The 26,441-nt window shown below is 56.8% G+C and carries 20 protein-coding genes; 9 read left to right on the top strand and 11 right to left on the bottom strand.

Going from position 1 to position 26,441, the window contains the following annotated elements; all coding sequences use genetic code 11:
• Window positions 1-258 precede the first annotated feature (258 nt).
• From msrB to KOE80_RS11890, 4 genes are read left to right on the top strand one after another with little or no spacing between them, the layout of a single operon-like run.
• Complete coding sequence (gene msrB, locus KOE80_RS11905) at window positions 259-654, top strand: peptide-methionine (R)-S-oxide reductase MsrB (protein WP_009456637.1); 396 nt, start codon at window positions 259-261, stop codon at window positions 652-654.
• Window positions 651-1,217, top strand: a complete 567-nt coding sequence (locus tag KOE80_RS11900) for a septation protein A (protein WP_009456639.1) — start codon at window positions 651-653, stop codon at window positions 1,215-1,217. The genes msrB and KOE80_RS11900 overlap by 4 nt, the downstream gene beginning before the upstream one ends.
• A gap of 7 nt (window positions 1,218-1,224) precedes the next feature.
• Complete coding sequence (locus tag KOE80_RS11895; protein ID WP_009456641.1) at window positions 1,225-1,488, top strand: BolA family protein; 264 nt, start codon at window positions 1,225-1,227, stop codon at window positions 1,486-1,488.
• 8 nt (window positions 1,489-1,496) lie between these two features.
• Window positions 1,497-2,273 carry a peptidylprolyl isomerase gene (locus KOE80_RS11890; protein WP_026483124.1) on the top strand — a complete coding sequence of 259 codons (777 nt, stop codon included), beginning with the start codon at window positions 1,497-1,499 and terminating at the stop codon, window positions 2,271-2,273.
• Between the two features lie 198 nt (window positions 2,274-2,471).
• Here KOE80_RS11890 and ligA read toward each other — a convergent pair whose 3' ends face one another.
• The 3 genes from ligA to smc are packed head-to-tail and all read right to left on the bottom strand — an operon-like array spanning window position 2,472 to window position 9,148.
• On the bottom strand, window positions 2,472-4,559 hold the full coding sequence (ligA, locus tag KOE80_RS11885; RefSeq protein WP_226349208.1) for an NAD-dependent DNA ligase LigA: 2,088 nt from the start codon (window positions 4,557-4,559) through the stop codon (window positions 2,472-2,474).
• The gene (locus KOE80_RS11880) at window positions 4,556-5,578 is read right to left on the bottom strand and encodes a cell division protein ZipA C-terminal FtsZ-binding domain-containing protein (protein WP_226349207.1); all 1,023 of its coding nucleotides are present in this window, start codon (window positions 5,576-5,578) and stop codon (window positions 4,556-4,558) included. The genes ligA and KOE80_RS11880 overlap by 4 nt, the downstream gene beginning before the upstream one ends.
• A 45-nt stretch (window positions 5,579-5,623) precedes the next feature.
• Window positions 5,624-9,148, bottom strand: coding sequence for a chromosome segregation protein SMC (smc, locus tag KOE80_RS11875; RefSeq protein WP_226349206.1), 3,525 nt, complete (start codon window positions 9,146-9,148; stop codon window positions 5,624-5,626).
• Between the two features lie 500 nt (window positions 9,149-9,648).
• Here smc and lplT point away from each other — a divergent pair, with 500 nt between their 5' ends.
• Window positions 9,649-10,959: a lysophospholipid transporter LplT gene (gene lplT / locus KOE80_RS11870; protein ID WP_203145610.1), complete on the top strand. Its 1,311-nt coding sequence runs from the start codon at window positions 9,649-9,651 to the stop codon at window positions 10,957-10,959.
• Between the two features lie 123 nt (window positions 10,960-11,082).
• Here the strand turns inward: lplT and KOE80_RS11865 are convergent, their stop codons facing one another.
• Both KOE80_RS11865 and tsaB read right to left on the bottom strand, forming a co-directional pair.
• Window positions 11,083-12,006: a uracil-DNA glycosylase gene (locus KOE80_RS11865; RefSeq protein ID WP_226349205.1), complete on the bottom strand. Its 924-nt coding sequence runs from the start codon at window positions 12,004-12,006 to the stop codon at window positions 11,083-11,085.
• A complete protein-coding gene (gene tsaB / locus KOE80_RS11860; protein WP_226349204.1) occupies window positions 12,003-13,235 on the bottom strand; it encodes a tRNA (adenosine(37)-N6)-threonylcarbamoyltransferase complex dimerization subunit type 1 TsaB in 1,233 nt (410 codons plus the stop codon). The genes KOE80_RS11865 and tsaB overlap by 4 nt, the downstream gene beginning before the upstream one ends.
• 277 nt (window positions 13,236-13,512) lie before the next feature.
• On the opposite strand from tsaB, the gene ompR reads away from it, so the two are divergent.
• Window positions 13,513-14,247, top strand: coding sequence for a two-component system response regulator OmpR (gene ompR / locus KOE80_RS11855; protein ID WP_003801024.1), 735 nt, complete (start codon window positions 13,513-13,515; stop codon window positions 14,245-14,247).
• A 35-nt stretch (window positions 14,248-14,282) separates the two neighbouring features.
• Window positions 14,283-15,692 (top strand): ATP-binding protein, encoded by a 1,410-nt coding sequence (locus KOE80_RS11850; RefSeq protein ID WP_162473399.1) that lies wholly within the window; start codon window positions 14,283-14,285, stop codon window positions 15,690-15,692.
• 62 nt (window positions 15,693-15,754) lie between these two features.
• On the opposite strand, the gene ispF is transcribed toward KOE80_RS11850, so the two are convergent.
• Entirely contained in the window at window positions 15,755-16,240 is a 486-nt protein-coding gene (gene ispF / locus KOE80_RS11845; RefSeq protein WP_021446886.1) for a 2-C-methyl-D-erythritol 2,4-cyclodiphosphate synthase, read from the bottom strand.
• Window positions 16,237-16,938 carry a 2-C-methyl-D-erythritol 4-phosphate cytidylyltransferase gene (ispD, locus tag KOE80_RS11840; RefSeq protein WP_226349203.1) on the bottom strand — a complete coding sequence of 234 codons (702 nt, stop codon included), beginning with the start codon at window positions 16,936-16,938 and terminating at the stop codon, window positions 16,237-16,239. Before ispD ends, ispF begins: the two co-directional genes overlap by 4 nt.
• A 29-nt stretch (window positions 16,939-16,967) precedes the next feature.
• Between ispD and mfd the strand changes: the two genes are divergently transcribed.
• Entirely contained in the window at window positions 16,968-20,447 is a 3,480-nt protein-coding gene (mfd, locus tag KOE80_RS11835) for a transcription-repair coupling factor (protein ID WP_413228933.1), read from the top strand.
• A 199-nt stretch (window positions 20,448-20,646) separates the two neighbouring features.
• On the opposite strand, the gene serB is transcribed toward mfd, so the two are convergent.
• Entirely contained in the window at window positions 20,647-21,498 is an 852-nt protein-coding gene (gene serB / locus KOE80_RS11830; RefSeq protein WP_009456669.1) for a phosphoserine phosphatase SerB, read from the bottom strand.
• A 171-nt stretch (window positions 21,499-21,669) separates the two neighbouring features.
• Here serB and KOE80_RS11825 point away from each other — a divergent pair, with 171 nt between their 5' ends.
• Window positions 21,670-22,785, top strand: coding sequence for an NAD(P)H-dependent flavin oxidoreductase (locus KOE80_RS11825; RefSeq protein ID WP_115633925.1), 1,116 nt, complete (start codon window positions 21,670-21,672; stop codon window positions 22,783-22,785).
• A gap of 132 nt (window positions 22,786-22,917) precedes the next feature.
• Here KOE80_RS11825 and KOE80_RS11820 read toward each other — a convergent pair whose 3' ends face one another.
• Genes KOE80_RS11820 through KOE80_RS11810 form a run of 3 tightly spaced genes read right to left on the bottom strand, consistent with a single transcriptional unit; the run spans window position 22,918 to window position 26,441 of the window.
• Window positions 22,918-23,451: a DUF2818 family protein gene (locus tag KOE80_RS11820; protein ID WP_009456672.1), complete on the bottom strand. Its 534-nt coding sequence runs from the start codon at window positions 23,449-23,451 to the stop codon at window positions 22,918-22,920.
• A gap of 12 nt (window positions 23,452-23,463) precedes the next feature.
• Window positions 23,464-24,942 carry an NADH-quinone oxidoreductase subunit NuoN gene (gene nuoN / locus KOE80_RS11815; RefSeq protein ID WP_226349201.1) on the bottom strand — a complete coding sequence of 493 codons (1,479 nt, stop codon included), beginning with the start codon at window positions 24,940-24,942 and terminating at the stop codon, window positions 23,464-23,466.
• An 11-nt stretch (window positions 24,943-24,953) separates the two neighbouring features.
• Complete coding sequence (locus tag KOE80_RS11810) at window positions 24,954-26,441, bottom strand: NADH-quinone oxidoreductase subunit M (RefSeq protein WP_026483134.1); 1,488 nt, start codon at window positions 26,439-26,441, stop codon at window positions 24,954-24,956.

Raw genomic sequence — 26,441 nt, 5'->3', positions numbered from 1 at the left:
CCAGAAACGTATCAAGTCACGAGAATTTCAGATATTGGTGTTTACCTTAAATATTAAAAGTTTAAATAGTGCACTAACTAAAGTGATAGCTCACTAATTAAGTGCCCTGTGCCGCGATTTTCTTCACTGGAGAGCCCACTGGAGGTCAGGAAGATCTGCACTTTGGAACCCTCTGTTCCAAACGCACTCTAATTGTCGATTACTATGTAGGACTGCACCTCCTGTAGGCATTGAACTGTTTTTCATAAGGCAGCACACGTGGAAAAAGTACGTAAAACAGACGCTGAGTGGCGCGCCCAGCTCAGCCCCGAAGAATTCTATGTCACCCGTCAGAAAGGGACGGAGCGCCCCTTTACCGGCCGCTACTGGGACACCACCACGCCCGGCATCTACCGCTGCGTCGGTTGCGGCACGCCCCTGTTTGCCTCGGACACGAAGTTTGATGCCGGTTGCGGCTGGCCCAGCTACTTCACGCCCCTGAACCCGGACAATGTGCGCGAGGAGCTGGATACCAGTCACGGCATGCGCCGTACCGAAGTGCTTTGCAATGTCTGCGATGCTCATTTGGGGCACGTCTTTGAAGACGGTCCCCCACCCACTGGGCTACGATATTGCATTAACTCTCTATCCATGACTTTTGAACCCGAAGCATGAAGAAGCTCTTATTTGATCTATTCCCGCTCGTACTGTTCTTTCTGGCGTTTCGCTTCTCCGACATTTATGTCGCCACCGGCGTGGCCATGGCCGCCTCGGTCCTGCAGATACTGTGGCTGAAGCTCACCAGCAAGGCGATCGAGACCTCGCACTGGATCAATCTGGCCGTCATTGTGGTCTTTGGCGGTGCCACCCTGTTTTTCCACAATGATGTCTTCATCCGCTGGAAACCCACGGTGCTGTACTGGATCTTTGCTCTGGTGCTGCTGGGCGGACGTTACCTGATGCATCGCAATCTGATGCAAAAATTCATGGGCACCCATCTGGTCTTGCCCGGCCATGTCTGGGACAAATTAAACCTGGTCTGGGCGAGCTTTTTTGTCGCCATGGGCCTGGTCAATCTGTACGTTGCCTTCTCGGGCCACTTTACCGAATCCCAATGGGTCAACTTCAAGGCCTTCGGCCTGCTGGGTTTGATGCTGGTGTTTGTCGTTGCCCAATCCTTGTGGCTAGGCCGCTACCTGCAAGACTCTTCCGACAACTCCACTCCCCCAAAATCCTGATTTCACCATGACAGACGCTCTTGCTTCCCTGATTCACGAACGGCTCCAGGCACTGGAACCGTCGGAGCTGGACATCATCAATGAGTCCCATCTGCACGCTGGCCACGCCGGTGCACAAGGTGGTGCAAGCCACTTTCGGGTGATCATCGCCTCGAAACAATTTGATGGAATTTCAACACTGGCACGACACAGACTTGTGTATGATCGCGTCCACGATCTAATGCCTTTCCCGATTCACGCATTGGCTATTCAAGCCAAAACCACCGCTTAAGGATGCTCATGAAACGTATTGCCGCATTTGCCCTGACCTGCGCTATGGCTGCTCCCGTCTATGCACAGACGATTGCCACCGTAAACGGCAAAAACCTCACGCAAAAAGACCTGGATCAGTTCGTCGCCGTTCTGGTCGAGCAAGGCGCCAAGGACTCGCCCGAGCTGCGTGAGCAAGTCAAACAGGAAATGGTCAACCGTCTGGCTGTGGTGCAAGCCGCTGAAAAAGCCGGTATCGACAAGACCAACCAGGTTCAGCAAGAGCTGGAACTGGCCCGCCAGAGCATTCTGGTCCGTGCCCTGATGGCTGACTACCTGAAAAAGAACCCTGTCACCGACGCCGACCTGACCAAGGAATACAACACCATCAAGGCGATGGAAGAAGGTCAGCAGGAATACAAGGTGCGCCACATTCTGGTCAAGGACGAAGCTGCCGCCAAAGATTTGCTGGCCAAGATCAAGTCCAAAAAAATCAGCTTTGCTGATGCCGCCAAGAAAGACTCCATCGACACCGGCAGCGGCCAGCAAGGCGGCGATCTGGGCTGGGCTCCTAGCTCCACCTACGTACCCGAGTTCGCTCAGGCTGTAGAGAAGATGAAAAAAGGCGAGCTGAGCGCTGCACCTGTGCAGTCGCAGTTTGGCTGGCACATCATCCAGGTGGACGATGCTCGCCCTGTGACCTTCCCCGCCATGGCCGAAGTGAAGCCTCAGCTGGAAGAAATGATGCGTCAGCGCAAGCTGGCTGAGTACCAGCAGAAAATCCTGAAAGAAGCCAACATCAAGTAATGGCTTTGACAGCCGCTTTGTTTTCCCGATAAAGCAGCTGGCAGGAAAAACAAATATGGCGCCTCAAGGGCGCCATATTTGTTTGTAGTGAAGATCTCCTTCACTGGAGGTCGCTCATGAGGTGACGGCCAGCCCAGATCACTACTGAATCACTACCGGGACGATTCAAGCCACCAGAACTTCACGGCTCACCCCGTGCTATTCACCCTCCAGTAAAGCCAGGAACTGGGCTTCGTCCAGAATAGTCACGCCCAACTCCTGCGCCTTGGTCAGCTTGGAACCCGCCTCTGCGCCTGCCAGCACATAGGCCGTCTTTTTGGAGACCGAGCCACTGGCCTTGCCCCCTGCTTCCAATACACGGCGTGTAGCTTCGTCGCGGCTCATGCTGGGTAGCGTACCTGTAATGACCACCGTTTTGCCCGCCAGCGGCAGATTAGCGCTATTGGCGCGGGCTTGCGCCTGTTGAGGAGTCACCCCAGCCGCCAGCAGCGCATCCAGGGCCTCACGATTATGCGGCTCCTGGAAAAAGTGCCGTACGGAAGCTGCTACAACCGGGCCCACCTCATTGACTTGCAGCAGCGCTTCTTCATCAGCCTGCTCCAATGCCTGCAAGGAGCCAAAATGCTGTGCCAGATCGCGCGCCGTGGTCTCACCCACATGGCGAATGCCCAAGGCGTAAATCAAGCGATTTAAAGCCGGCTCGCGCACCTTATCAATCGCCTCGATCAGGTTCTCGGCCGACTTGCGTCCCATACGCTCCAGCAGCACCAGCTTTTCGACTTTCAGCTTGAAAATATCAGCCAAGGTATGGACCAGACCTGTTTCCACCAACTGATCCACCAGCTTTTCACCCAAACCTTCAATATCCAGCGCTTTACGGCTGGCCGCGTGAATCAGGGTTTGCTTGCGCTGGGCGGGACAAATCAGGCCGCCAGTACAACGCCAGGCGGACTCTCCTTCCAGACGCTCCAGCGCCGACTGACAAGCGGGGCACTCCTTGACCATCTCGAAAGGCACACTACTTTCGGGGCGCTGCTCCAACACCACAGCAACCACTTCAGGGATCACATCACCGGCACGACGCACCACGACGGTATCGCCGGCTCGCACATCTTTGCGACGCACCTCGTCTTCGTTATGCAGCGTGGCATTAGTGACTGTGACACCGCCCACAAAGACCGGCTTCAAGCGCGCGACGGGCGTGACAACCCCAGTACGGCCTACTTGAAACTCGATACTCTCCACACGCGTCATTTCTTCTTGTGCGGGGAATTTGTGAGCAACAGCAAAGCGCGGCGCACGGGCCACATAGCCCAGGACACGCTGTGCAGCCAAAGAGTTGACCTTGTAGACCACACCGTCAATTTCAAAGGGCAAACCGGGACGACGTTGCTGGGTTTCACCATAGAAATCCAGCAAGCCCTGCACGCCCTTCACAACTTTACGGTCGCGGCTCAACGGCATACCCAGGCTTTCCAGCCAGTCCATCATGCCCGATTGGGTATCACGAGGTAGTGCCTCGCCAGCGGGTTCCGCAAACAAGGCACTTTGCGGCTGATTCGCGGCAGGCATGGGGCTGACCTCACCCCAACCATAGGCAAAAAAGCGCAAAGGCCGTTTGGCAGTTATTTTCGGGTCCAGCTGACGCAAGCTGCCTGCAGCCGCATTACGCGGATTCACAAATACTTTCTCGCCACGCTTGGTCTGGTTCTCGTTCAGGCGCTCAAAGTCCGCCCGGTTCATCAGAACCTCGCCTCGCACCTCCAGCACGGCGGGCAATTGTGCCGCCTCGCCACGCAAGCGCAGAGGAATGGACTTGATGGTGCGAATATTGCTGGTGACGTCCTCGCCCGTGGTGCCATCACCGCGAGTCGATGCCTGTACCAACAGGCCTTGCTCATAGCGCAAGCTGATCGCCAAGCCGTCAAACTTGTATTCGGCCAGATAATCTACCCGACGGTCCAGTCCCACCACACCTGCCTCGACCAGGGTATCGGCGACACGCTTGTCAAAGGCCTGAACTTCTTCAGCATCAAAGGCATTACCCAAGGACAGCATGGGGACAGCGTGCTGAACCGTATCAAAACCGTCCAGAGGCGCTGCACCCACACGCTGTGTGGGCGAGTCCGGAGTAATCCATTCCGGGTGCTCGGCTTCCAGCGCCAGCAGCTCGTTCATCAATGCGTCGTATTGCGCGTCCGAAATGCTGGGCGCATCCTGAACGTAATAGGCCCAGTTATGCTGGGCCAGTTCTTCATGTAACTGCTGTACTCGCTTCAAGCTCACGAAAAAATCCTGCCTGTACGTTCCTGGCCTGCTGTAAAGCCAGCCTGCTCCAGGCGTTCGTACAGATTACTTAGTTGTTCATCAATGTTTTGGTCGGTGCTCTCGGGCAAGGGGCGACCTTGATCATCCAGCACCACGCCGTCCAGACGGCTGGCCAGATCACGGGCCACCGTTGCCATGCGGCTGAAGGCATGATCGTCCGCCGGGCTGTTGGGCAAATCCAGCAGCAAGTCGATACGCTCAATGCTGGCCGACTGAATATCTTTGGGCTGGGCACCATCGAACATGGCGGTGAAACGGGGCTGTCCCGAATCTGCCAACCAGGCCAGTTGCTGGCCAAAGGGCAGAAAGCCGGCATCCTTGACCATTTGAATCACGGACGAGGCAGGCATGGGGCCAGGCAAGCGCACCGACACGCCCACCAGGGCATCCAGATCAGCGCAGGTATTATCCAGGGCAGCCGCACGACGCAGCACATCATCCTGTTCCGGACCTTCTACCGAACCATCAAACTGCTGTGCCAGCGCTTGCGCAGCCATCCAGACCTGCGACCACTCGATCGCCGACAAGGGGCCACTACGGTTGGCCAGCAAAACGGCAATCTGCATGCTGGCGTAGGACTCGCCCGAACGCAGGCGAGCACGATGACCGCCCCCTTCGCATTCCGCGAAATAACGCACAGACTTGGCACCGGTACGCGATACCGATTGCAAGGCCTGAGCCAGATCCTGAGCATCCACGGGCTGGCTGAAACTGATATCGATAACGGCCTCGGTCGTGCAGTCGGCCTCGGCCGCATCGTGCTCACCGTCAGCAGACGCAGAATCACCGCCACGCGTCATGCTGGGCTCGCGGCGTTCCAGCTCGGTGAGCTGGCTCATCAAGGGATCGGTATCCCCATCCGGGAATTGGCTTTGCATCTGCTGGCGCACTCGGCGGTCTTGCCACCAGTTAAAGACCACCACGAGCAAGATGAGCAAAATGCCCAATAAAATCAGTGCGATTTGCAAATCACTCATTGTCAGTTCCGTCGAATCAACACTAGCGGATTAAAAAAAACAGGCTTACACACTGCTCATTTGCATGGCAGCGTCTACGTCCACTGCCACAATTCGGGATACACCTTGCTCTTGCATGGTGACCCCGATCAGTTGTTTGGCCATCTGCATGGCAATTTTATTGTGAGAAATAAATAAAAACTGGGTTTGGTCACTCATGCTGGCCACCAGATTGGCATAGCGTTCGGTATTCGCATCATCCAGTGGCGCATCCACCTCGTCCAGCAAACAAAAGGGTGCGGGATTGAGCTTGAAGAAGGCAAAAACCAGCGCTGTCGCTGTCAATGCCTTTTCACCACCAGAGAGCAAATGAATCGTGCTATTGCGCTTGCCTGGTGGCTGAGCCATGACCTGCACCCCAGCTTCCAGCACTTCATCGCCCACCATCGTCAGTTTAGCCTCTCCACCACCAAATAGCCTTGGGAAAAGCTCGCCAAAGTGCTGATTAACGATGTTGAATGTTTCCATGAGCAACTGGCGCGTCTCGCGGTCAATCTTGCGAATCGCATCTTCCAGAGTCTCGATGGCATCACTCAAATCTTTATGCTGAGCATCCAGATAGGTCTTGCGTTCCTGGGCCGTAGTCAGCTCCTCAAGGGCCGCCAGGTTCACCGGACCCAGGCCTTCAATCTGGCGCGAGATGCGCTGCACTTCAGACTGCAACCAGCCCACACGCTGCCATTCCGGTGTCTTTTCCTGTAACAAGCTCCACAGTTCGGAACGGTTTACCTTTCTGCTGTCCAGCTGTTCAGCAAACTGTTCGACCGCCAGACGCGACGCTTGTTCCTGCAACTGCAATTCAGTGACTTGCTCGCGCAAGGGGGCCAGATTCTTTTCGTTCTCGGCACGGGCCTGTTCATGCTCACGCAATTGGGCAGCCAGCGTATCGAGTTGAATTTTTGCCAGACGAACGGCTTCTTCACGTTCGGCACGCAACTCCAGGGCATCTTGTAAACCGGCTTGTGCAGCGGAAGCATCCAGATCCAGCAGTTCGCCTTGCAAACCCTCCAGCTGACCGGCCGTGCGTTGTGCCTGCTCCTGCGCCAGGGCCAGATTGCGCTGCAGTTCGGCCATGCGCTGCACCAAAGCACGCTCGGCAAATTGGGCATCATGCACGGCGCGCTCACGCTCGTGTACGGTACGGCGGGCCTGTTCTGCCTGTTCGGCGCCCTTCTCGCCTTCCATCTGCGCTTCGGCAAACACGCCCTGATGTTCGGCCAGCTCTTCATCCAGCGTTTCAAAGCGGGCCTCGAACTCCTCGCGGTTCGCCTGCAGCTCTTCGCGCTGTACTGCCAGTTCTTCCAGCTCTTCGTTGATGCGACTACCACGCTCTTGCGACTGCTGCGCCTGTTGGGCCAACTTGGAGTGCTCCAGCTGCACATCGTGCATCCGAGCTGTCAGCTCGCCCACGCGGGCCCGGGCCGGAACCAGGCCGTTACGCACTTGCTGCAAGGCCATTTCGGCCTGGGTGCTGGTATGGCCCAGTTCATCGACAATCAGTTGAGCGCCGCGCAGCTCGCGCTCCAGATGAGCAATTTCCTGCTGACGTGCCAGCATCCCGGCTTGTTCGGAGTCGGGTGCATAAAAGCGAATGCTGTGCTTATCCACCAAATGGCCGTCACGCACCACGATTGCCATTTGATCTGTCAGTTGATCGCGCAAGCTCAGGGCCTGCTTCAAGTCCTGACAGACATAAACCTGGTGCAACCAATTATCCAGCAAGCTGCGCAAGCCACCCTCTTGCTGTCGCAACACCGAAGTCAACAAGGGTAAATCCAGGGCAGGCTTGGCCGGCGCTCCCGCCTCGGGCAACTGATAAAAACTTAAACGGGCCGGTGGTGCATCACTGGCGAAAGCTGCGGCCATATCCAGGCGGCGCAGCTCCAAGGCCGTCATGCGCTCGCGCAGCACAGCCTCCAGCGCAGTTTCCCAGCCTTTTTCCACGTCCAGGCTTTGCCATAGACGCTTCATGCTCTCCAGTCCATGCTTGGCCAGCCAGGGTTCCAGAGTTCCCTTGCGCGCCACATCCTCCTGCAAACGACTCAAGGCCAGATGACGTGCTTCCAGACGGGCCATATCCTGCCCGCCTTGCAAGGCTTGCTCCTGCGCCTTCTTGCGCTCCTCTTCCAGTCGAGGAAGTTGGGCTTCCAGTTGCTGCATATGCTCCTGAGCTTGCTGCAACTGGTTTTGCAGCATGTTCAGATCGCCTTGCAGGCGCTCCAGATTGTCCGGGTCCGGGGCATTGAGTTCGCGCAATTCCTGCTTCAAGCGCTCCTGACGCTGCTCCACACCTTGGATCTGACGGTCGGCATCACGCTGCGATTGCGCAGCCAGGGCCAAATTCTGTTCCAGACGCGCCAAAGCCATGCGCATTTCGTCCCGACGCTGAGCCTGTTCGCGTACACGCAGCTCCAGATCGGGCAAGGCTCCTTGAGCCTCTTCCAGCAAAATCTGTAATTCTTCCAGCTTTACCGCGGCTTCTTCGCGCTGCTGCTCACTGTTTTCCAGTTCTTGCTGGCAATGTTCTTGTTGTTCAATCCAGTCATGCTGCTGTTGTTCCAGTTGCTCACGGCGCTGCGCCATGCGGCTGCGCGAATCCAGCACGTGGCGAATTTCTGCTTCCAGGCTGGACACTTGAGAGCCCGCCTCATACAACTGGCTTTGCGCCAGATGCAAAGCATCGCCAGCCTGTAAATGAGCTTGTCGCTGCGACTCCAACGTGGATTCGGCATGCCGCAAACCGGCAATGGATTCTTCCAGCTTGGTCTGAGCCTGTTCAATCGCCAGGAAACGGGCTTTTTGATCGCTCTGTGCATTGGACTCTTTCAGCAGCCACAGCAGGTTTTGCTTGAGCTCACCGTCTTGCTGCAAGTCACGATACTGGCGTGCCACTTCGGCCTGCGCCTGCAATTTCTCCAACTGCGCATCCAGTTCTCTTTGAATGTCTTCCACTCGCAGCAGGTTTTCACGGGTATCGCGCAAGCGGCTTTCTGTTTCGCGACGACGCTCCTTGTAGCGCGACACGCCTGCGGCTTCTTCCAGAAACACACGCAGTTCTTCCGGCTTGGCTTCAATCAGGCGGTTGATCATGCCCTGCCCGATGATGGCGTAACCCCGCGCCCCCAAGCCCGTACCCAGGAAGATGTCGTGAATATCACGCCGGCGAACAGCCTGATTGTTCAGAAAGTAGCTGCTGGTCCCGTCCCGGCTCAGGACACGCCGTACCGAGATCTCGGCATAGGTGCTCCACTGACCCGAGGCCCGCCCTTCAGAATTATCGAAAACCAGCTCAACCGATGCGCGGCCCGCCGGTTTGCGTTGCGAGGAGCCATTGAAAATCACGTCCTGCATGGACTCGCCACGCAGCTCGGAGGCTTTGCTCTCGCCCAGCACCCAGCGCACCGCATCGATGATGTTGGATTTTCCACAGCCGTTGGGCCCGACAACGCCAACCAACTGACTGGGAGTTGGGATGGAGGTCGGGTCCACAAAGGATTTGAAACCAGCTAGTTTGATCTGGGTTAGACGCACAGGGTAGAAGTCAGCTCAGAAAAGACCAATTTGAACAGGCGCACAGGCGCATCTTGATCTGCCCGGCACCGCGAGTCGTATGATACCGCAGCACCTGCCACCCACAGCAAAACACGCCAAAAAACAAATGAAAACCACGGCACGGCTGCTGGGATGATAAGGCAGTAAACTCCCCCTTGCCGTCAAGTCCTGTTTACCCTGCTTGGCAAGCAGGACAAGAGTGTCAGACAGGGCATTTACAATAGCGCTTTGCCAGCGCCCGCCCGGCCAGAAAATCCGCGCAGACAGATAGCCGCAATGAATTTCTGATACCACTGCCCCCGCAGTCCCTGTTATTCTTGCTCCCCATCTCTCTTCGTAAATTTCACACCGGCTCAGGCTTGGTCAGAAAAACCATGAGGAGCCGCCTTGAAAAAGCTCCCCAGGCCTGACACCTGGCTTTGATTCGTGCTCTGCAGTCCCGAGACTGCACCTGTGGGCACACGTATTCGGGATGTATTTTGAATAAAGGATTTTATCTGGTCATGGCCGCGCAGGCATTGTCGTCAGTTGCCGACAATGCCTTGCTGATTGCCGCCATCGCCCTGATCGCTGACCTGCACGGACCTATCTGGATGGTCCCCATGATGAAATGGTGGTTTGCGCTGTCCTACGTGCTATTGGCCGCTTTTGTAGGGGCCTTTGCCGACTCGTATCCCAAGGGCCGGGTGATGTTCGCCACCAATGCCATCAAGCTGATAGGCTGTATGTTGATGTTCTGCCACCAGTACTTTGGCATGAACGACTCCCAGCAGCTGGTTCTGGTCTTTGTCTCCTACACCCTGGTAGGTATCGGTGCTGCCGCCTACTCTCCCGCCAAATACGGCATCGTCACCGAAATGCTCAAGCCCGAACAGTTGGTCAAGGGCAATAGCTGGATTGAAGGGCTGACCGTTCTGTCCATCATCGGCGGCACCGTGCTGGGCGGCATTCTGATCAACCCGTCGATCGCCAGTTCGCTGGCCGAACACCCCCTGATTGCACCTTTGGCCCAGACGCGTGCCGAAGTCGCTATCTTGCTGATTTCCTTTATCTACCTGTCGGCAGCGCTGTGCAACCTGCTGATTCCCCGCACCAATATCGACTACCCGCCCCAACAAAAGAACCCCATTCTGCTGCTCAAGGAATTCCGTACCTACGTACATATTCTGTGGCGTGACAAGCTGGGCCAGATCTCGCTGGCGGTAACCACTTTATTCTGGGGGGCCGGTGCCACACTGCAATTCATTGTGATCGAATGGGGCGCTCAACATCTGGGCTACCGTCTGGACCAGGCCTCGGTGCTGATGGGCGTAGCCGCATTGGGTACGGTCTTTGGCGCCGTTTTTGCGGCCCGCGTCCCCCTGAAGAAATCACTGGTCGTTCTGCCAGTGGGCGTGGCAATGGGCTTTGTGGTTCTGCTCATGCCCTTGGTGCACGAGAAATGGGCGGTCTACACCCTACTGATGGGCATTGGCGGCTTGTCCGGCTTTTTCGTCGTTCCCATGAATGCCCTGCTCCAACATCGCGGGCACGTCATGTTGTCGGCCGGTCACTCCATTGCCGTGCAGAACTTCAATGAACAGTTGAACATTCTTTTCATGCTGGCGCTGTACAGCCTGCTGCTGTGGCTGCGTTTGCCCATCAACTACATCATTGTGTTCTTTGGCCTGATGGTAGCGTCCTTGATGACGGTATTCATCATCTGGAAAAACGCCAATCTGCGCGCGCACCCCGAGCTGGAAGCCTGCATAGGCCAGGAAGGTCATGGGCAGGCCTTGACGGCTAAGTAAGGGACAGCCCCAAAAAGGCACTACACCCCAAAAGTTGGACATGAATCCAATCTTTGGGGTGTTTTTCCATGATGACGTCTGACGAGGCAACTAAGCGCTAAAAGCCACCTGCAAGAACTGAGATCAGGACTGGCCCTGCAACTCGCGCAGCAAGGACAAATCCCGCCAGGCATTGGCTTTGTGCTGCGGGCGCAGCAACAGCGAGGCAGGATGGTAAGTCACCACCAAAGGCAGGCTACGACCCTGGGCATCGGTATACGTCAGGGCCTGGCCCCGCAAAGCCTCCAGATCTTCATCACGACCACTTAATGCCACCGCCGCCAAATGGCCAACGGCCAGCAAGCGACGTGGCTGTACCAAGCGAATCTGCGCATCCAGAAAGGCCCGACACGCGGCCAGCTCCTCTTGGGTAGGTGGACGGTTGCCCAAGGGGCGGCATTTCACCAGATGCGTTTTATAGACCGAAGCATCAGGAATCGCGCTATTGAGCATGGCTTGCAAAAGCAGCCCGGCTTTGCCGTCAAAAGGCTGGGCGCTGCGATCATCACTGGTGCCCGGCGCTTCACCAATAATCATCCAGTCCGGTTCAGACAAGAGTTCTGAACCAAATACCACTTGAGCGCGGCCCGTATGCAAACCGCATTCCTGACAAGCCTGTACCTGCTCCAGCAAGCTGGCCATATCCTGGGCTTTTTCGGGCTGAATCAGTACAGCAGGCCGCTGCACCACGTCCTCCACAGGAGCCGCTGTAACAGGTCGAGCGCCGGATTTACGCAAAACTGCTAGCGCCTGATCACGCGCCGACATGGCATCAGTAGCCGCTGCGGGAGCTGAAACAGGCGCAGGGCTGCCTGCATCATCCAGATTTCGGCCTGCCAACTGAGCCGTCTGCGGTGACGCTGCGGCCTCTTGCGCAGGGGCTGCGGTAATGGCGGCGGATTGAACCAGAGGCTGTGCCTGCGGCAGACGCGCCAGAAAAGCACGCTCCAGCCCCAACTCCAAAAGCCAGGTGCGCTGCAAAGGAGAGATAGGCTGAAAATCGATCATGCCCCTGCCTTGCTGGCCAGACTCAGACTCATCAAGACCGCGTCTTCACGCTGTCCATCGCCCAGCGGATAGTAGTTTTTACGCAGACCATCCGCCTTGAAACCGTACTTCTGATACAGACCAATAGCTGGCGCATTCGAGGCCCGCACTTCCAGAACCACGCGCTCCAGCTGATGCTGACGAGCCCACTGCAGGCCGTCATCCAGCAATTGTCGAGCCAGACCGCGCCGCTGCTGTTCAGGGGCCACCCCAATCAGCAAGAGTTCGATCATATCGGGAGCTTGCAGCCAAACGGCATAGCCTTGCACCTGGCCTTGCTTGTGAATGATCCGGGAGCAGTACGCGCTATTGCCCAGGGCATCCGTGAAGTTGCCTGCCGTCCAGGGATGGCTTTCCACACGACGTTCAATATCCAGCACGGCGGACACATGCCCGGCCTGCATGGCTTCAATTTGTAGAGGTTGATCCAGAGCCGCAGGGTTTCCGCCCAGGCCCTGCTCACGTTCCTGGATGGTGTAGGCGACTTTCTCGCGCACATACAGCGGCATGGCCAGATCCGGGGAGATCCCCCGTCCTTCATCCAGATCATGCAGAGCCAAATGCGCCACGCTGGCACCTGTTGCACGCCATGTCTGGCCCACTTCCCAGCCCTGCGCAACGATAGCTGGGGCCAGATCAGGAAACTGCTCCAATGCGTCACCGACGACTTGAATAGGCTGCTGCTCTGCGATCAAACCCTCAGCCTGCAAACGGGCGATCCAGGTAGTGACCTGCGCGGCATCCAGCAAGACCGGGCTTTGCAGCACAGACCAGGACTTCTCAGCTGTCCAGCAGTACACAGCCGCGTAGACCTCTTGCATGCGCGCATCCTGTGCCACCACATAGGCTGTGCCCTCTACAGGCGTACCGCAAGCAGCAGCCGCCAATAAGGACGAGACCGGCAGCACCGGCAAGTCCAAGGCAAAAGCCATACCTTGAGCTACACCACAGGCCACGCGCAGGCCGGTAAAACCGCCAGGGCCTTGGCCGAAAGCAATCGCCGTCAGGGCGTGCCTATCCAGACCGGCCTGCTCCAGCAGTTGCTCAGCCATGGGCAAAAGGCGTTCGGCATGATCGCCAGTCCCCTCGTGGCTCAGCTCCACCAGCGAAATACCCGCTTGGGTGCGAGACAACAAGGTCAGTTCACAGAGATTGGAGGAAGTCTCCAGGGCAAGAATATGTGCATCCATCGCGCTATTTTAGTTTAAGCAGACTCAAAATAGGCAGCTCCCTGGGATCGGACAAGGACAAAGCAGTCCATCATGGAATTTCGGGTGTATTTGCCCTCTGGCCGCTCTTTTTTTGACCTGACTCAAGCCGGGCCGTCAAACTATTTGCCACCATATAATCTTCTGTGAAGCCAGTCCAAATCCGCTGCAAGGCGCATAAATAGTACAAAACGCTTAATGTGTAATATTTTTCTACACCCCCCTATACGCGGTTTCTGATGCCTGTTACATTTTCGCTATGAATACGCCGACCCCCCCCCTCACCCGCAAAATCCTTGTCGTTGACGACGATCCCCGGCTGCGCGATTTATTGCGCCGCTACTTGTCTGAACAAGGGTTCAACGTTTTCGTCGCCGAAGACGGTAAAGAAATGGCCAAACTCTGGCAACGCGAGCATTTCGATCTGCTGGTACTGGATCTGATGCTGCCAGGCGAGGATGGCCTGTCCATCTGTCGTCGGCTGCGCGGCGGACACGACAACACCCCCATCATCATGCTCACTGCCAAGGCCGAAGAAATCGACCGTATCGTGGGCCTGGAGATGGGTGCCGATGACTACCTCATCAAACCTTTCAACCCCCGCGAACTGCTAGCCCGTGTCAACGCTATCTTGCGACGCCGTGGTACCGAGGAACACCCCGGCGCACCTAGTCAGGAAAATGAATCGATCGAGTTCGGCCCCTATGTGCTGAACCTGTCCACACGAACACTGACACGCAACAACGAAGTCGTCCCCATCACAACGGGCGAGTTCTCCGTGCTGAAGGTGTTTGCCCGTCATCCCAAGATCCCCTTGTCGCGCGACAAACTGATGGAACTGGCGCGTGGCCGCGAATACGAAGCTTTTGACCGCAGCCTGGACGTGCAGATTTCGCGTCTGCGCAAGCTGATCGAACCCAATGCCTCCAAGCCCGTGTTCATTCAAACGGTCTGGGGTCTGGGCTACGTTTTTGTTCCAGACGGCGGTAACTGACCTTGTCTTCCGGTCAGCAAGAAGGGCGGCCCGCCGTGGCCGCCCAACGCCGAGCAACAAAAAACTCAAGTATCCGGCTGGGTTTATTCAGCCGGTCTTTTTTATTGCTCGCAGCGTTGATGCTCGTCAGCCTGGGTGCCTGGCTGCAAGTATTCTTCAGTATGGAAGAAGGCCCACGCGCAGCCCAAATGGCACAGCGCGTGGCGTCCATTGTCAGCATCACCCGCTCGGCCCTGGTGTACGCGCCCCCGGCGGTACGCCCTGCCCTGTTGCTGGATCTGGCCACCAAGGAAAGTCTGCGCGTGCAACCACGCGAGAACACGGACGAACTGGAACCCTTGCCACGCTCCAACTACTGGCAGCACGTCTCTACCGAAGTGCGTGGCGCACTGGGCAGCCAGACCTTGATCATGTGGTCGGTCAACAGCGTGCCCGGCATCTGGGTTTCCTTTGATATCAATGAAGATCAGTATTGGCTGGTCTTTGATCGCGAACAATTAAGTCTGACTGCCGGCGTGGAATGGCTGGGCTGGGGCGCTACCGCCTTGCTGCTGGCCTTGATCGGTGCCGCTGTCAGTGTGCGTTTTGTGAACCGGCCTTTGGCTCAGTTGGCCAAAGTGGCTCAGCAACTGGCCCGTGGCGAAACCCCCAGTACCCTGCCTGAAAAAGGTCCGGTTGAAATCCGCGACATGAATATTGCCTTTAACCGCATGGCGCGCGACATTCGCCAGACGGAGGCCGACAGGGAAATCATGCTGGCCGGCATTTCGCACGACTTGCGCACACCGCTGGCGCGCATGCGTCTGGAAATTGAATTAAGCCAGGTATCGGACGAAACCCGCGCCGCCATTGACGAGGACCTGGCCCAGATTGACCACAGTATTGGTCAACTGATGGAATACGCCCGCCCCGCTGCTGCCGTTCCTGAACATGGCATTGATGTTTCCGCCGTGCTCAATGATGTCTACGAACGCGAACGCACGCATACCGAATCACTGGGTGGGATTTTGACAGCCTCCGTCGAACCCAATCTGTATGCCCGCATCAGCGCCCACGACTTGAAACGCATCGTATCCAACCTGATCGAAAATGCCCGTCGCTATGGACGCAGTCCTGAGGATGATCGGGCACGCATTGAGCTGTCGGCGCATCAGCATGGCAATATTCTGGTGATTGCCGTCAAGGATCAGGGAGCCGGTATTGAAAAAGGCGATATCCAGCGCCTGCTGCGCCCCTTCTCGCGCGGCGTCTCTGCACGCACAGGCGTCAGTGGCGCAGGCTTGGGACTGGCTATTGTGGAGCGTTTGCTGGGACAAGTTGGCGGCCACTTCGAGCTGGTCAGTGCTCCGTCCGAGGGCTTGACCGCCCGCATTCAATTGCCCCGCATCCGCGCCAGTCGTAATGCGCCTGGAACCCAGGGCGATAAAGACACCAAAGCTTCCTGAGTACCATGAGCCTTGGGCAGGGGGCAGCCCTTGCCCAAGGCCGGACTCAGTCCCGCAGTCGATCAAGCACGGTACAACAAGGCAACTGAGGTCACCGCAATCCCTTCCTGGCGTCCCACAAAGCCGATCGCCTCGTTTGTTTTTCCCTTGATGTTCACACTGCCGGGTTCCAATTGCAGATCGGCCTCGATATTGGCCACCATCGCCGGAGCATGTGGTGCAATCTTGGGTTTTTGCGCATGAATCGTGGCATCCACATTGCCTACCAACCAGCCTGCCGCACGTACCTGCTCATAGGCATGGCGCAGCAGCACTCGACTATCGGCCCCCTTGTATTTTGGGTCCGTGTCCGGAAAGTGACGACCAATATCTCCCAGACCCGCCGCCCCCAGAATCGCATCGGTAATCGCATGCAGCAAGGCATCAGCATCCGAATGCCCCATCAGGCCATGCGTATGCGGAATAGTGACGCCGCCCAAAATCAAAGGTCGGCCTTCGCACAGCACATGCACATCAAAACCTTGTCCTACGCGAATCGGCATGCTCATAACCATTTCTCCATCAATTCAAAATCTTCAGGCCAGGTGACTTTAAAATTCCGCGCCGAACCCAATATCAATAAGGGTTGGCTGCCCGCCAACTCCATGGCGCTGGCCTCATCCGTCACCGCAAAACCCTGTTCTTTAGCCGCTAGCAGAGCCTCACGCAAAGTATGGGCAGGAAACAGCTGGGGAGTCTGCGCTAACCACAGTCCATCTCTATCCACTGTTTCCTGCACCGCGGCTGGCTCGGCGGGCGTTGCGCGCTTGACGGTATCAGGCACGGGTAAAGCCAGCAAGCCACCGCGTTGCGCCTGCAAGCAGGCATCGATCAGCCGCGCCAAAGCCTTCCTGGGCAAACCGGGACGAGCAGCGTCGTGAACCAGAACCCAGGCTTGTTCGTCCCTATCCAGGCTCTGCAAGGTATTGAGCACTGTTTCTGCCCGCGTTTCCCCACCACAAGGCAGACAAATCGTGCGCGGCAAGCCTTCCAGTGCGGAGGCGGCCCAGGTATCACCGGGGGCCACGGCCACCCGCACCTGGCTGATGCGCTCATCAGCCAGCAAAGCCTGTACCGAGCGGCGCAACATGGGCTGCCCACCCAGCAAACGGTATTGCTTGGGCAAGCCTTGCGCCTTCGTGGCAGAATCCAGGGCGCGCGAGCCAATACCGGCGGCCGGAACAATTGCAATCAAGGTAGTCTTCATAGGTGGGTGATTTTATAATGACAATCCTGATGGAAACCGAAAAACAGCACTCCCTGTCCCTGCCCAGCACCCAAGATGTGCTGGCTGCCTTACGCCCCGGTCAACGCTACTCGCAGCCCATGCCCCCCGGCTCGGGTGATGCCTGCCTGATTGCCGACCTGGCCCGCCAACATAAAGCGCCTATTCTGGTGCTCTGCGCCGATCCCTTGACGGCCCAAAGGCTGGCCGAGGAAATCCTGTTGTTTGGCCCCGCCCTGCGCGTTCGCCAATTGCCGGACTGGGAAACACTGCCATACGACAGCTTCTCTCCGCACCAGGATCTGATCTCCGAGCGTTTGCGCACCTTGCATGCCCTGACCATGCACGAGGTCGATGTACTGACGGTCCCCGTCACCACCGCCTTGTATCGTCTGGCACCGCCCTCCTTTCTGGCCGCCTACACCTTCTCATTCCGCCAGGGCGACGAGCTGGATGAGGCGCAACTGCGCGCCCAGTTGATGTTGGCCAACTACACCCATATGACACAGGTCAGCGCTCCAGGCGAATTCAGCATTCGCGGTGGCCTGATTGACCTGTTCCCTATGGGTTCAGTGTTGCCTTATCGTCTGGACCTGTTCGACAACGAAATTGAAAGCATACGCAGCTTTGATATCGACACCCAGCGCAGCCTGTATCCGGTCAAGGAAATCCAGCTGCTACCCGGCCGTGAATTCCCCATGGACGAAGAGGCGCGTACGCAATTCCGGGCGCGTTTCCGCGAGTTCTTTGAGGGCGATCCTTCACGTGCCCTGCCCTATAAAGATGTAGGCAACGGCATTGCCTTTGCCGGTATTGAATACTATCTGCCGCTGTTCTTTGAAGAAACAGCCACCTTGATGGACTATGTGCCCCAAGGCAGCCTGGTCGTTACTCACGGGGATGCACAAAACGCGATTGGCCGCTTCCAGAGCGATACTCATAGCCGTTTTTCCTTCCTGAAGAACGACCGTGAACGCCCGATTCTGCCGCCAGAAAGCCTGTTTTTGTCAGACGAGCAGTTTTTCAATGGCATCAAGCCTTTCAGCCGCCTGAGCCTGAGCGCCCAGGCTGACAACCAGCCTATCGCTCATTCCGATTTCGAGCCTTTGCCTGTGGTTGCTGTAAACCGACGCGACAAGGATCCATTGGCTCAACTGCGGCAAGAAGTGCTGGACCCGAAAAACCGGACCGTGCTGTGTGCGGATTCGGCAGGTCGTCGGGAAACGCTGCTGCAGATGCTGCGTGAACATGATCTGTCACCCGCAACAGACTGCCAGAGTCTGGCCGATTTCCTGGAGTCAGACGCGGCTTTTGCCCTGGTCGTCGCGCCTTTGTCACGTGGCTTTGCCTTGGTGCATGACAGCCTGAGCCTGCTGACTGAAAACGACCTTTACCCCACCCAGACTCGCACCCAAAGCAGCCGTCGCCGCAACGAGCGCAGCAGCGATGTGGAAGCCATGGTGCGGGACCTGTCCGAGCTACGTGAAGGCGACCCCGTGGTTCACGCCGAGCACGGGATTGGTCGCTACTGCGGCCTGAAAGAAATGGACCTGGGCGAAGGCCCGGTCGAGTTCCTGCACCTGGAATACGCCAAAGGCAGCACTTTGTATGTGCCCGTAGCCCAGTTGCACGTGATTGCCCGTTACAGCGGTGCTGATCCCGAGCATGCACCTTTACACCAGCTCGGCTCCGGCCAATGGGATAAGGCCCGCCGCCGCGCAGCGAAACAAGCACGTGACAGCGCTGCGGAATTGCTGGCTCTGTACGCTCAGCGCGCCGCTCGTGAAGGCTTCAAGTTCAAGCTGCCGCTCAATGACTATCAAGCCTTCTCCGAAGGGTTTGGCTTTGAGGAAACACCGGACCAGGCTGCTGCCATTGAAGCCGTCGTGAACGACATGACGTCCGGCCAGCCTATGGACCGTCTGGTCTGCGGGGATGTGGGCTTTGGTAAAACCGAAGTCGCCCTGCGTGCCGCCTTTCTGGCCGTGGCCAACGGCAAACAGGTTGCCCTGTTGTGCCCAACCACTCTGCTGGCCGAGCAACATGCGCAGACCTTCTCGGACCGTTTTGCCGACTGGCCTATCCGTGTTGCCGAACTGTCCCGCTTCCGTTCGACCAAGGAAACGCAAGCCGCGATTGCGGGCCTGCGCGATGGCAGCGTAGATATTGTGATTGGTACGCACAAAATCCTGTCCTCGGACGTGCGTTTCAAACAACTGGGTCTGGTCATCATCGACGAGGAACACCGCTTTGGTGTGCGCCAGAAAGAGGCCTTGAAACAGCTGCGTGCCGAAGTCGATATCCTGACCCTGACCGCGACACCTATTCCACGCACCTTGGGCATGTCCCTGGAAGGCATACGGGACTTTTCCGTCATTGCCACGGCACCGCAAAAACGTCTGGCGATCAAGACCTTCGTGCGTCGTGAAGATGGCAGCACCATACGCGAAGCGCTGCTGCGCGAATTGAAACGCGGTGGTCAGGTCTACTTCCTGCATAACGAAGTCGAGACCATTCACAACCGCCGTGCCCGTCTGGAAGAACTGGTGCCAGAAGCCAGTATTGCAGTGGCTCACGGCCAAATGCCGGAACGCGAACTGGAAGCCGTCATGAAGGGCTTCTACCAGAAGCGCTACAACGTGCTGCTGTGTACCACGATTATTGAAACCGGCATTGACGTGCCTACGGCCAATACTATCGTCATCCACCGTGCGGATCGCCTGGGTCTGGCTCAACTGCACCAGCTGCGCGGACGAGTGGGTCGATCCCACCACCAGGCTTATGCCTATCTGCTGACCCCTGGCGAGGATGCCATCACCAGCAATGCGAAAAAGCGGCTGGAAGCCATTCAAGCCATGGAAGAGCTGGGTGCAGGCTTTTTCCTGGCCATGCACGATCTGGAAATTCGGGGTGCCGGTGAAGTGCTGGGCGAATCCCAATCCGGCGACATTCAGGAAGTGGGCTATTCCATGTATGCGGATATGCTCAACACGGCCGTCAAAGCCCTGAAAGCAGGTGAAGAACCTGACCTAGACTCGCCCTTTGCCTTGCAGTGCGAAGTGAATCTGCATACTTCTGCGCTGCTGCCAGCCAACTACTGTCCGGATGTGAATGCCCGTCTGGGACACTACAAAGCCCTGTCACACGCCCGTACCGAAGACGACCTGATCCATATCCATGAGGAGCTGATCGACCGCTACGGCCTGCTACCAGAAGCGGGCGAAAACCTGCTGGCCGTGCATCGCTTGCGCATCAAGGCCGAACCGCTGGGCATTGTGAAAATCGATGCCAGCGAAGCTCAAGCGACGATTCAGTTTTCCTCCAAGCCCAATGTGGACGCGGTCAGCATTATTGAACTGGTGCAAAAGAACAAGCAGGTCCGCCTGGCTGGGCCAGACAAGCTGAAAGTTGAAATTACCAAAGGCGAGGAAATCAAGAACCGTATTCAAGCCGTGCGTAATGTCTTGAACAGCTTGCGCAAAGAGAAGTAAGCCTTAACAACAAGGCTAGGATGTAAAAAAGAGCGCTGCCCAAGGACAGCGCTCTTTTATTTTTGACAGCCAAACTCCTGCCTTGTGCGTTTACGCTGGTGAGCTTGAAGGCCTATATACAGACCAACTCTTGGTAAGCCTTGAGTTTGGGGCGCCCACCTTCATTCTTTCGCCAGACTACGCTGACGATCCGCCGACATCAAACGTCCAGGCGGAACCAGTTCAACACGGCATCCAACGGAGAGTGATTCAAGGCAAAGCTGGCTTGCTCCTGCACCACCGGCTTGGCACGATAAGCCACCGAGTACTTGGCCTTGGACATCATGGGCAAGTCATTGGCCCCATCTCCAATCGCAATACACTGCTCTGGACCTGCACCCAGCTCAGCCGCCAGTTCCTGCAGGAAACGGGCTTTAGCCTGACCATCTACAATTGCGCCCAACACTTTACCGGTCAGCTTGCCGTCCACCACTTCCAAGGTGTTGGAGTGGGCGTAGCTCAAACTGAAACGGTCTTTCATGCGCTCGGTGAAGAAGGTGAAGCCCCCCGACACCAGCAAAGTTTTCACCCCGTGGGCATGGGCCGTCGCAATCAAACGATCCGCACCCAGGTTAGGCTGCAAGCGCTCTTCATAGACGCGAGTCAGATCGCTGACCGGCACACCTTCCAGAAATGCGACACGGCGATTCAGACTCTCGGTGAAGTCCTTGATTTCGCCGCGCATGGCCGCTTCAGTAATTGTGGCAACCTGCTCCTTGCGGCCAGCCATATCAGCAATCTCGTCAATACATTCGATATTGATCAGCGTGGAATCCATGTCCATTGCCAGCACACGCATTTCTTTCAGGCGATCAATCTGCTCCAGAAAAGCAAAATCCATCGCGCCGGTCTTGCACAGGGCCTGCACCTCAGCGCGTTGCGTAGCATCTGCACCCAGCAGGCGCACGGCGGTAGGACCCAACTCCTGGACTCCATCGGCCTGCACCACTGCCGCAATTTTTTCGATGATGGCGCTATCCAGGCGCGGCCCTTGAAGAATGAGATGAGACATCAGATCGTCCACAAAGCAAGAAAATACAGCACAGCCACTGTGCCAAAAGACGATTATTGTAGCCTGCTGCAGCCCCGGCACGGCCCTGCCAACAGGCGACAATGTCAGTTTTCAGCCTGAACTCATCCTGCTACGATAAAAGCTATCGCGAAATGACCGAGGACGCCCTCCATGTACATCTGGCCCAACAATACCTTGCTGGATCTGCTCCACATCGAACATCCCATCGTTCAAGCCCCTATGGCCGGCGCCCAAGACAGCGAACTGGCCATTGCCGTTGCTCGTGCTGGCGGTCTGGGCTCTTTGGCCTGCGCCATGCTCAGTCCGGAGCAGATTCGGGAACAAGTAGGCTTGTTCCGGCAAGCCGTATCGGCCCCTATCAATCTGAACTTCTTTTGTCATGAAGACCTGCGCCTGGAGCCAGAGGCTCTGCAAGAGTGGCGTCTGCGCCTGATGCCTTACTACCAGGAATACGGCCAGGACCCCAATCAGGAATTGCCCAAAGCGGCACGCGCGCCCTTCTCCAGTCAGCATGCAGAATTGGTCGAAGACCTGAAACCCGAAGTCGTCAGCTTCCACTTCGGCTTGCCCTCCCCCGAGCTGGTCCAGCGTGTGAAAAAAGCCGGTGCCCTGGTCATGTCCAGCGCTACCACGACAGCTGAGGCGGTCTGGCTGCAAGAGCACGGCGCCGACATCATCATCGCCCAGGGTCTGGAAGCCGGTGGCCACCGTGGCATATTCCTGGACGATAAAGTGCATACACAAGTGGGCACCATGTCTTTGGTTCCCCAGATTGCCGATGCCGTCACTATTCCCGTGATTGCGGCCGGTGGTATTGCCGATGGACGCGGTATTGCTGCCGCCCTGGCCTTGGGCGCCAGCGCAGCTCAAATTGGCACGGCCTACCTGTTCTGCCCTGAATCCAAGATCACTCCACTGCATCGCGAAGCCCTGTCCAATAGTCGCTCGGACGGCACAGCCTTGACCAATCTGTTCTCCGGTCGCCCTGCCCGCAGTATCCGCACTCGTCTGATGGATGAAATCGGTCCTTTAAGTGCCAGCGCTCCGGTATTTCCCCATGCGGGTTCGGCTCTCAGCCCGCTGCGTATCGAAGCTGAAAAACAAGGTCGTACCGAATTCAGTTCCCTCTGGAGCGGACAAAGCGCTGCCTTGGGTCGTGCCCTGCCTGCCGAGGAACTGACACTGGTTCTCGCCCAAGAGGCTCAGGGCGTCTGCAAGCGTCTGGGCGTGGCTGGCGCTACCCATGCTCCCCTGGACAAACCTTGATCGATTCTGCGGGCTGCACACGCGGTGTGCAGCCCCTCACATGCGTCAAAGCCAGCCGCTGACGGCATGGCCCAGACATTCAGGACAAAAAAAACCTCGCAAAATTGCGAGGTTTTTTTCATGCATTCAGCACTATTCAAACTTGCCCTTGGGGTGACGCATCAAATAGCGATACACAAAGCCGGGGTACGCCATCACCAAAAACAGAGCAAAGGTAATGGTGTAGAACACCCAAGTTTGCTTGAACGGGTTACCGATACTGGCTTCAAAAGCAAAGCCGAACGCACCCATAATCCCGTAAAAAGCACAGACTTCCAGAAGGCGAGAAAAAAAGCCTTTGGAAACTTTCTGATGGCGAGAGCGCCAGGCCGGGAAGTAAAACATGGCCCCCACCAAAGCCAGACCCAAAAACAACTTGCCCAACATGACTGGCAAGGAGCTCAGGCCGGAGCTGGAGGCAATCACCGTGTAGATTCCCAAACCCAAAGCAGCCAGCACGGCCAGGTACACAAGGCCAACGATCAGCTGCAGCCAGGGCGAGAGGCCTGAGCGCTCGCCCGGCATGGACCAAGGCAAAACCAGCAAGGGCTTTTCCACGAGAAACGGCAGATTAGCCGTAATCACGGAAAGAACAATCAAGACCCAGATGGAAAGGCTTTGGTCCATAGTGCTACCTACTTAAAACTGCAAGGAAGACTGAATCACGCGGATGCAGGTGTCCATCAAGCCACCAGGCAATACGCCCAGGCCGATAATCAGAACGCCGTTTACCAGCATGACCAGCTTGGTCAGCAAGCCCGTTGCCACAGGATGCTCTTCACCTTCAGGTTCGTCGAAGTAAACAACCTTCACGACACGCAGGTAGTAGAAAGCACCAATCAAGGACATGATCACGGCAAACACAGCCAGCCAGACATAGCCTGCACCCACCACGGCTTGCAGAACACTCAGCTTGGCAGCAAAGCCGGACAGCGGAGGAATACCAGCCAGGGAGAACATGGACAGCAGCCAGATCAAAGCCAGACCAGGGTTACGGCGGTTCAGGCCTTTCAGGTCGCTGATGTTTTCGCATTCAAAACCACGACGGCTCAGGATCAGGATCAGACCGAAAGTGCTCAGGGTGGTCAAAACGTAGATCACCACATAGAACAGCGAAGCACCGTAGGCTTGAGAGTGAGTCTCGCCATTGAACACGCCAGCCAGCAAGCCCAGGAAAATGAAACCCATGTGCGAGATGGTCGAATACGCAAGCATACGCTTGAGATTCTTTTGCATGATCGCAGTCAGGTTACCCAGAGCCAGCGACAGCACAGCCATGATCAGCAACATGGGCTGCCAGTCCACGGCAATACCGTGCAGAGCCTCAACCAGGAAGCGCATGGTTACGGCAAAAGCAGCCAGTTTAGGAGCAGCACCGATGATCAGGGTAACGGTAGTAGGAGCGCCTTGATAGACGTCCGGTGTCCACATATGGAAAGGAGCAGCCGTCAATTTGAAGGCCAGACCTGCCACAACAAACACCACACCGAAGACCAGAGCCAGACGTTCGGCTTGACCGTTAGCGATGACCTCAGCGATACGTGGGAGTTCCAGATGGCCGGTAGCGCCAAAAATCATGGACATACCGTACAGCAAGATACCCGATGCCAACGCACCCAGAACGAAGTACTTCAACGCCGCTTCAATGGACTGACGGTGTTCACGACGCAGCGCAACCAGTGCGTACAGCGCAAAGGACATCAGCTCCACACCCAGATAAGCGGTCAACATGCTGTTGGCCGAAATCATGATCATCTGGCCCAGCAGAGCCATCAGAGTCAGGGTGTAGAGTTCGCCACCGCGTTCCATCATGTCGCGCTGTTCGGCGTACTCACGACCGTAGATCAGGGTAGCGGCGACGGCCACACACGAAAGCAGCTTCAGAAAGTGCGCCAACTCGTCTGCGACGAACAGGCCACCAAACGAGACACCGCTCACGCCCTTGGACCACTGCCAGGCTACGCTGGCCGCAACCACGGCAAGCGTCAACAGGCTCAGAACAAACGTCGAGTGGCGCTGTTTGTGTTTGCTGAAAGCATCAAAAATCAGCACACACGAAGCCAGAACCAGGAGCAGGATCTCGGGCAAAGCCAGAGAAAAGTTAAAGGTAGTATCCATAGTGATTCGGCCTACAGTTTCGAGATGGAGACGTGTTGCAGCAACGCTTCAACCGAAACGTGCATGACCTCGGTAAATGGCTTGGGATACACACCCATGCCCAGCACCGCAATCGCCATTACGCCAAGAACGAAGAACTCACGGCCACTCAGGTCGCTCATGCCGGCAACATTGTCGTTACCCACGGGGCCAAAGGCCACGCGCTTGAGCATCCACAGCGAGTAAGACGCGCCTGTAATCAGCGCTGTTGCAGTCAACAGACCGATCCAGAAGTTGTACTCCACCGCGCCCATGATGACGGTGAACTCACCGATAAAGCCGCTGGTGCCTGGCAAACCGCTGTTGGCCATAGAGAACAGCACAAAGAAGGTAACGAAACGAGGCATCACCTTGACCACACCACCGTAATCGGCGATTTGACGGCTGTGCAGACGGTCGTACAGAACACCGATACACAGGAACATGGCACCGGACACGAAACCGTGCGAGATCATTTGCATGATCGCGCCTTCCATACCCGTGGTGTTGAACACGAAAAAGCCCAGCGTGACAAAACCCATGTGAGCCACAGAGGAGTAAGCCACCAGCTTTTTCATATCGTCCTGAACGATGGCGACCAGACCAATGTAGATCACCGCGACCAGAGACAGGGCAATGATGATTCCGGCTAGACCTTGCGAAGCATCAGGAGCGATGGGCAGGGAAAAGCGCAGGAAACCGTAAGCACCCAGTTTCAACATGATGGCCGCCAGCACCACGGAACCACCAGTAGGTGCTTCCACGTGGGCATCCGGCAACCAGGTGTGGACAGGCCACATAGGCACTTTCACAGCAAAAGCCATGAACAGAGCAGCAAAGATCAGCACCTGAGTGGTGTAATCCAGCGGCACTTTATGCCAGGTCAGGATATCGAAAGTACCGCCGGACACATTCCACAAGTAGATGAATGCGATCAGGGTCAACAGCGAGCCGAGCAAGGTGTACAAGAAGAACTTGACCGATGCATACACGCGGTTCGGACCACCCCAGATACCGATGATCAAGTACATCGGGATCAGCGTGGCTTCAAAGAACACGTAAAACAGCAAGCCATCCAAAGCGGCAAACACGCCAACCATCAGACCCGACAGGATCAGGAAGGCACCCATGTATTGAGCCACGCGGTTCTTGATTACCTGCCAGCCCGCCAGCACCACGATCACCGTGATGAAAGCAGTCAGCAGAACAAACCACATGGAAATACCGTCCACGCCAAGGTGGTAATTCACCTTGAAGGCATCAATCCAGGGGGCCAGCTCGACAAACTGCATGTCGGCCGTACCGGGATTGAAGCCCGTGTACAGAGGAATAGTGACAACAAGACCGGCAATCGAACCCAGCAGAGCCAGCCAGCGGGTGAAGGTGGGACGATCATCACGCCCCAGAGCCAGCACCAACAGGCCAGCGACGATAGGTACGAAAATCGCCAGCGTTAACCAAGGAAGAGTAGAAGACGCCAT

The sequence above is a fragment of the Alcaligenes sp. 13f genome (assembly GCF_020496585.1).
Taxonomy (GTDB): domain Bacteria; phylum Pseudomonadota; class Gammaproteobacteria; order Burkholderiales; family Burkholderiaceae_B; genus Alcaligenes; species Alcaligenes phenolicus.
Note: the sequence above shows the minus strand (reverse complement) of the source record. Positions and strands in the feature narration are given on the sequence as shown.

Bases quoted from the DNA above. Each gene is read 5' to 3' on its own strand.
- mfd (WP_413228933.1), top strand. From the start codon at position 16,968: ATGGAAACCGAAAAACAGCACTCCCTGTCCCTGCCCAGCACCCAAGAT.
- ompR (WP_003801024.1), top strand. From the start codon at position 13,513: ATGAATACGCCGACCCCCCCCCTCACCCGCAAAATCCTTGTCGTTGAC.
- KOE80_RS11890 (WP_026483124.1), top strand. From the start codon at position 1,497: ATGAAACGTATTGCCGCATTTGCCCTGACCTGCGCTATGGCTGCTCCC.
- serB (WP_009456669.1), bottom strand. From the start codon at position 21,498: ATGTCTCATCTCATTCTTCAAGGGCCGCGCCTGGATAGCGCCATCATC.
- tsaB (WP_226349204.1), bottom strand. From the start codon at position 13,235: ATGGATGCACATATTCTTGCCCTGGAGACTTCCTCCAATCTCTGTGAA.
- KOE80_RS11895 (WP_009456641.1), top strand. From the start codon at position 1,225: ATGACAGACGCTCTTGCTTCCCTGATTCACGAACGGCTCCAGGCACTG.
- KOE80_RS11820 (WP_009456672.1), bottom strand. From the start codon at position 23,451: ATGGACCAAAGCCTTTCCATCTGGGTCTTGATTGTTCTTTCCGTGATT.
- KOE80_RS11880 (WP_226349207.1), bottom strand. From the start codon at position 5,578: ATGAGTGATTTGCAAATCGCACTGATTTTATTGGGCATTTTGCTCATC.
- KOE80_RS11810 (WP_026483134.1), bottom strand. From the start codon at position 26,441: ATGGCGTCTTCTACTCTTCCTTGGTTAACGCTGGCGATTTTCGTACCT.
- nuoN (WP_226349201.1), bottom strand. From the start codon at position 24,942: ATGGATACTACCTTTAACTTTTCTCTGGCTTTGCCCGAGATCCTGCTC.
- KOE80_RS11865 (WP_226349205.1), bottom strand. From the start codon at position 12,006: ATGATCGATTTTCAGCCTATCTCTCCTTTGCAGCGCACCTGGCTTTTG.
- KOE80_RS11900 (WP_009456639.1), top strand. From the start codon at position 651: ATGAAGAAGCTCTTATTTGATCTATTCCCGCTCGTACTGTTCTTTCTG.
- KOE80_RS11825 (WP_115633925.1), top strand. From the start codon at position 21,670: ATGTACATCTGGCCCAACAATACCTTGCTGGATCTGCTCCACATCGAA.
- ispF (WP_021446886.1), bottom strand. From the start codon at position 16,240: ATGAGCATGCCGATTCGCGTAGGACAAGGTTTTGATGTGCATGTGCTG.
- ispD (WP_226349203.1), bottom strand. From the start codon at position 16,938: ATGAAGACTACCTTGATTGCAATTGTTCCGGCCGCCGGTATTGGCTCG.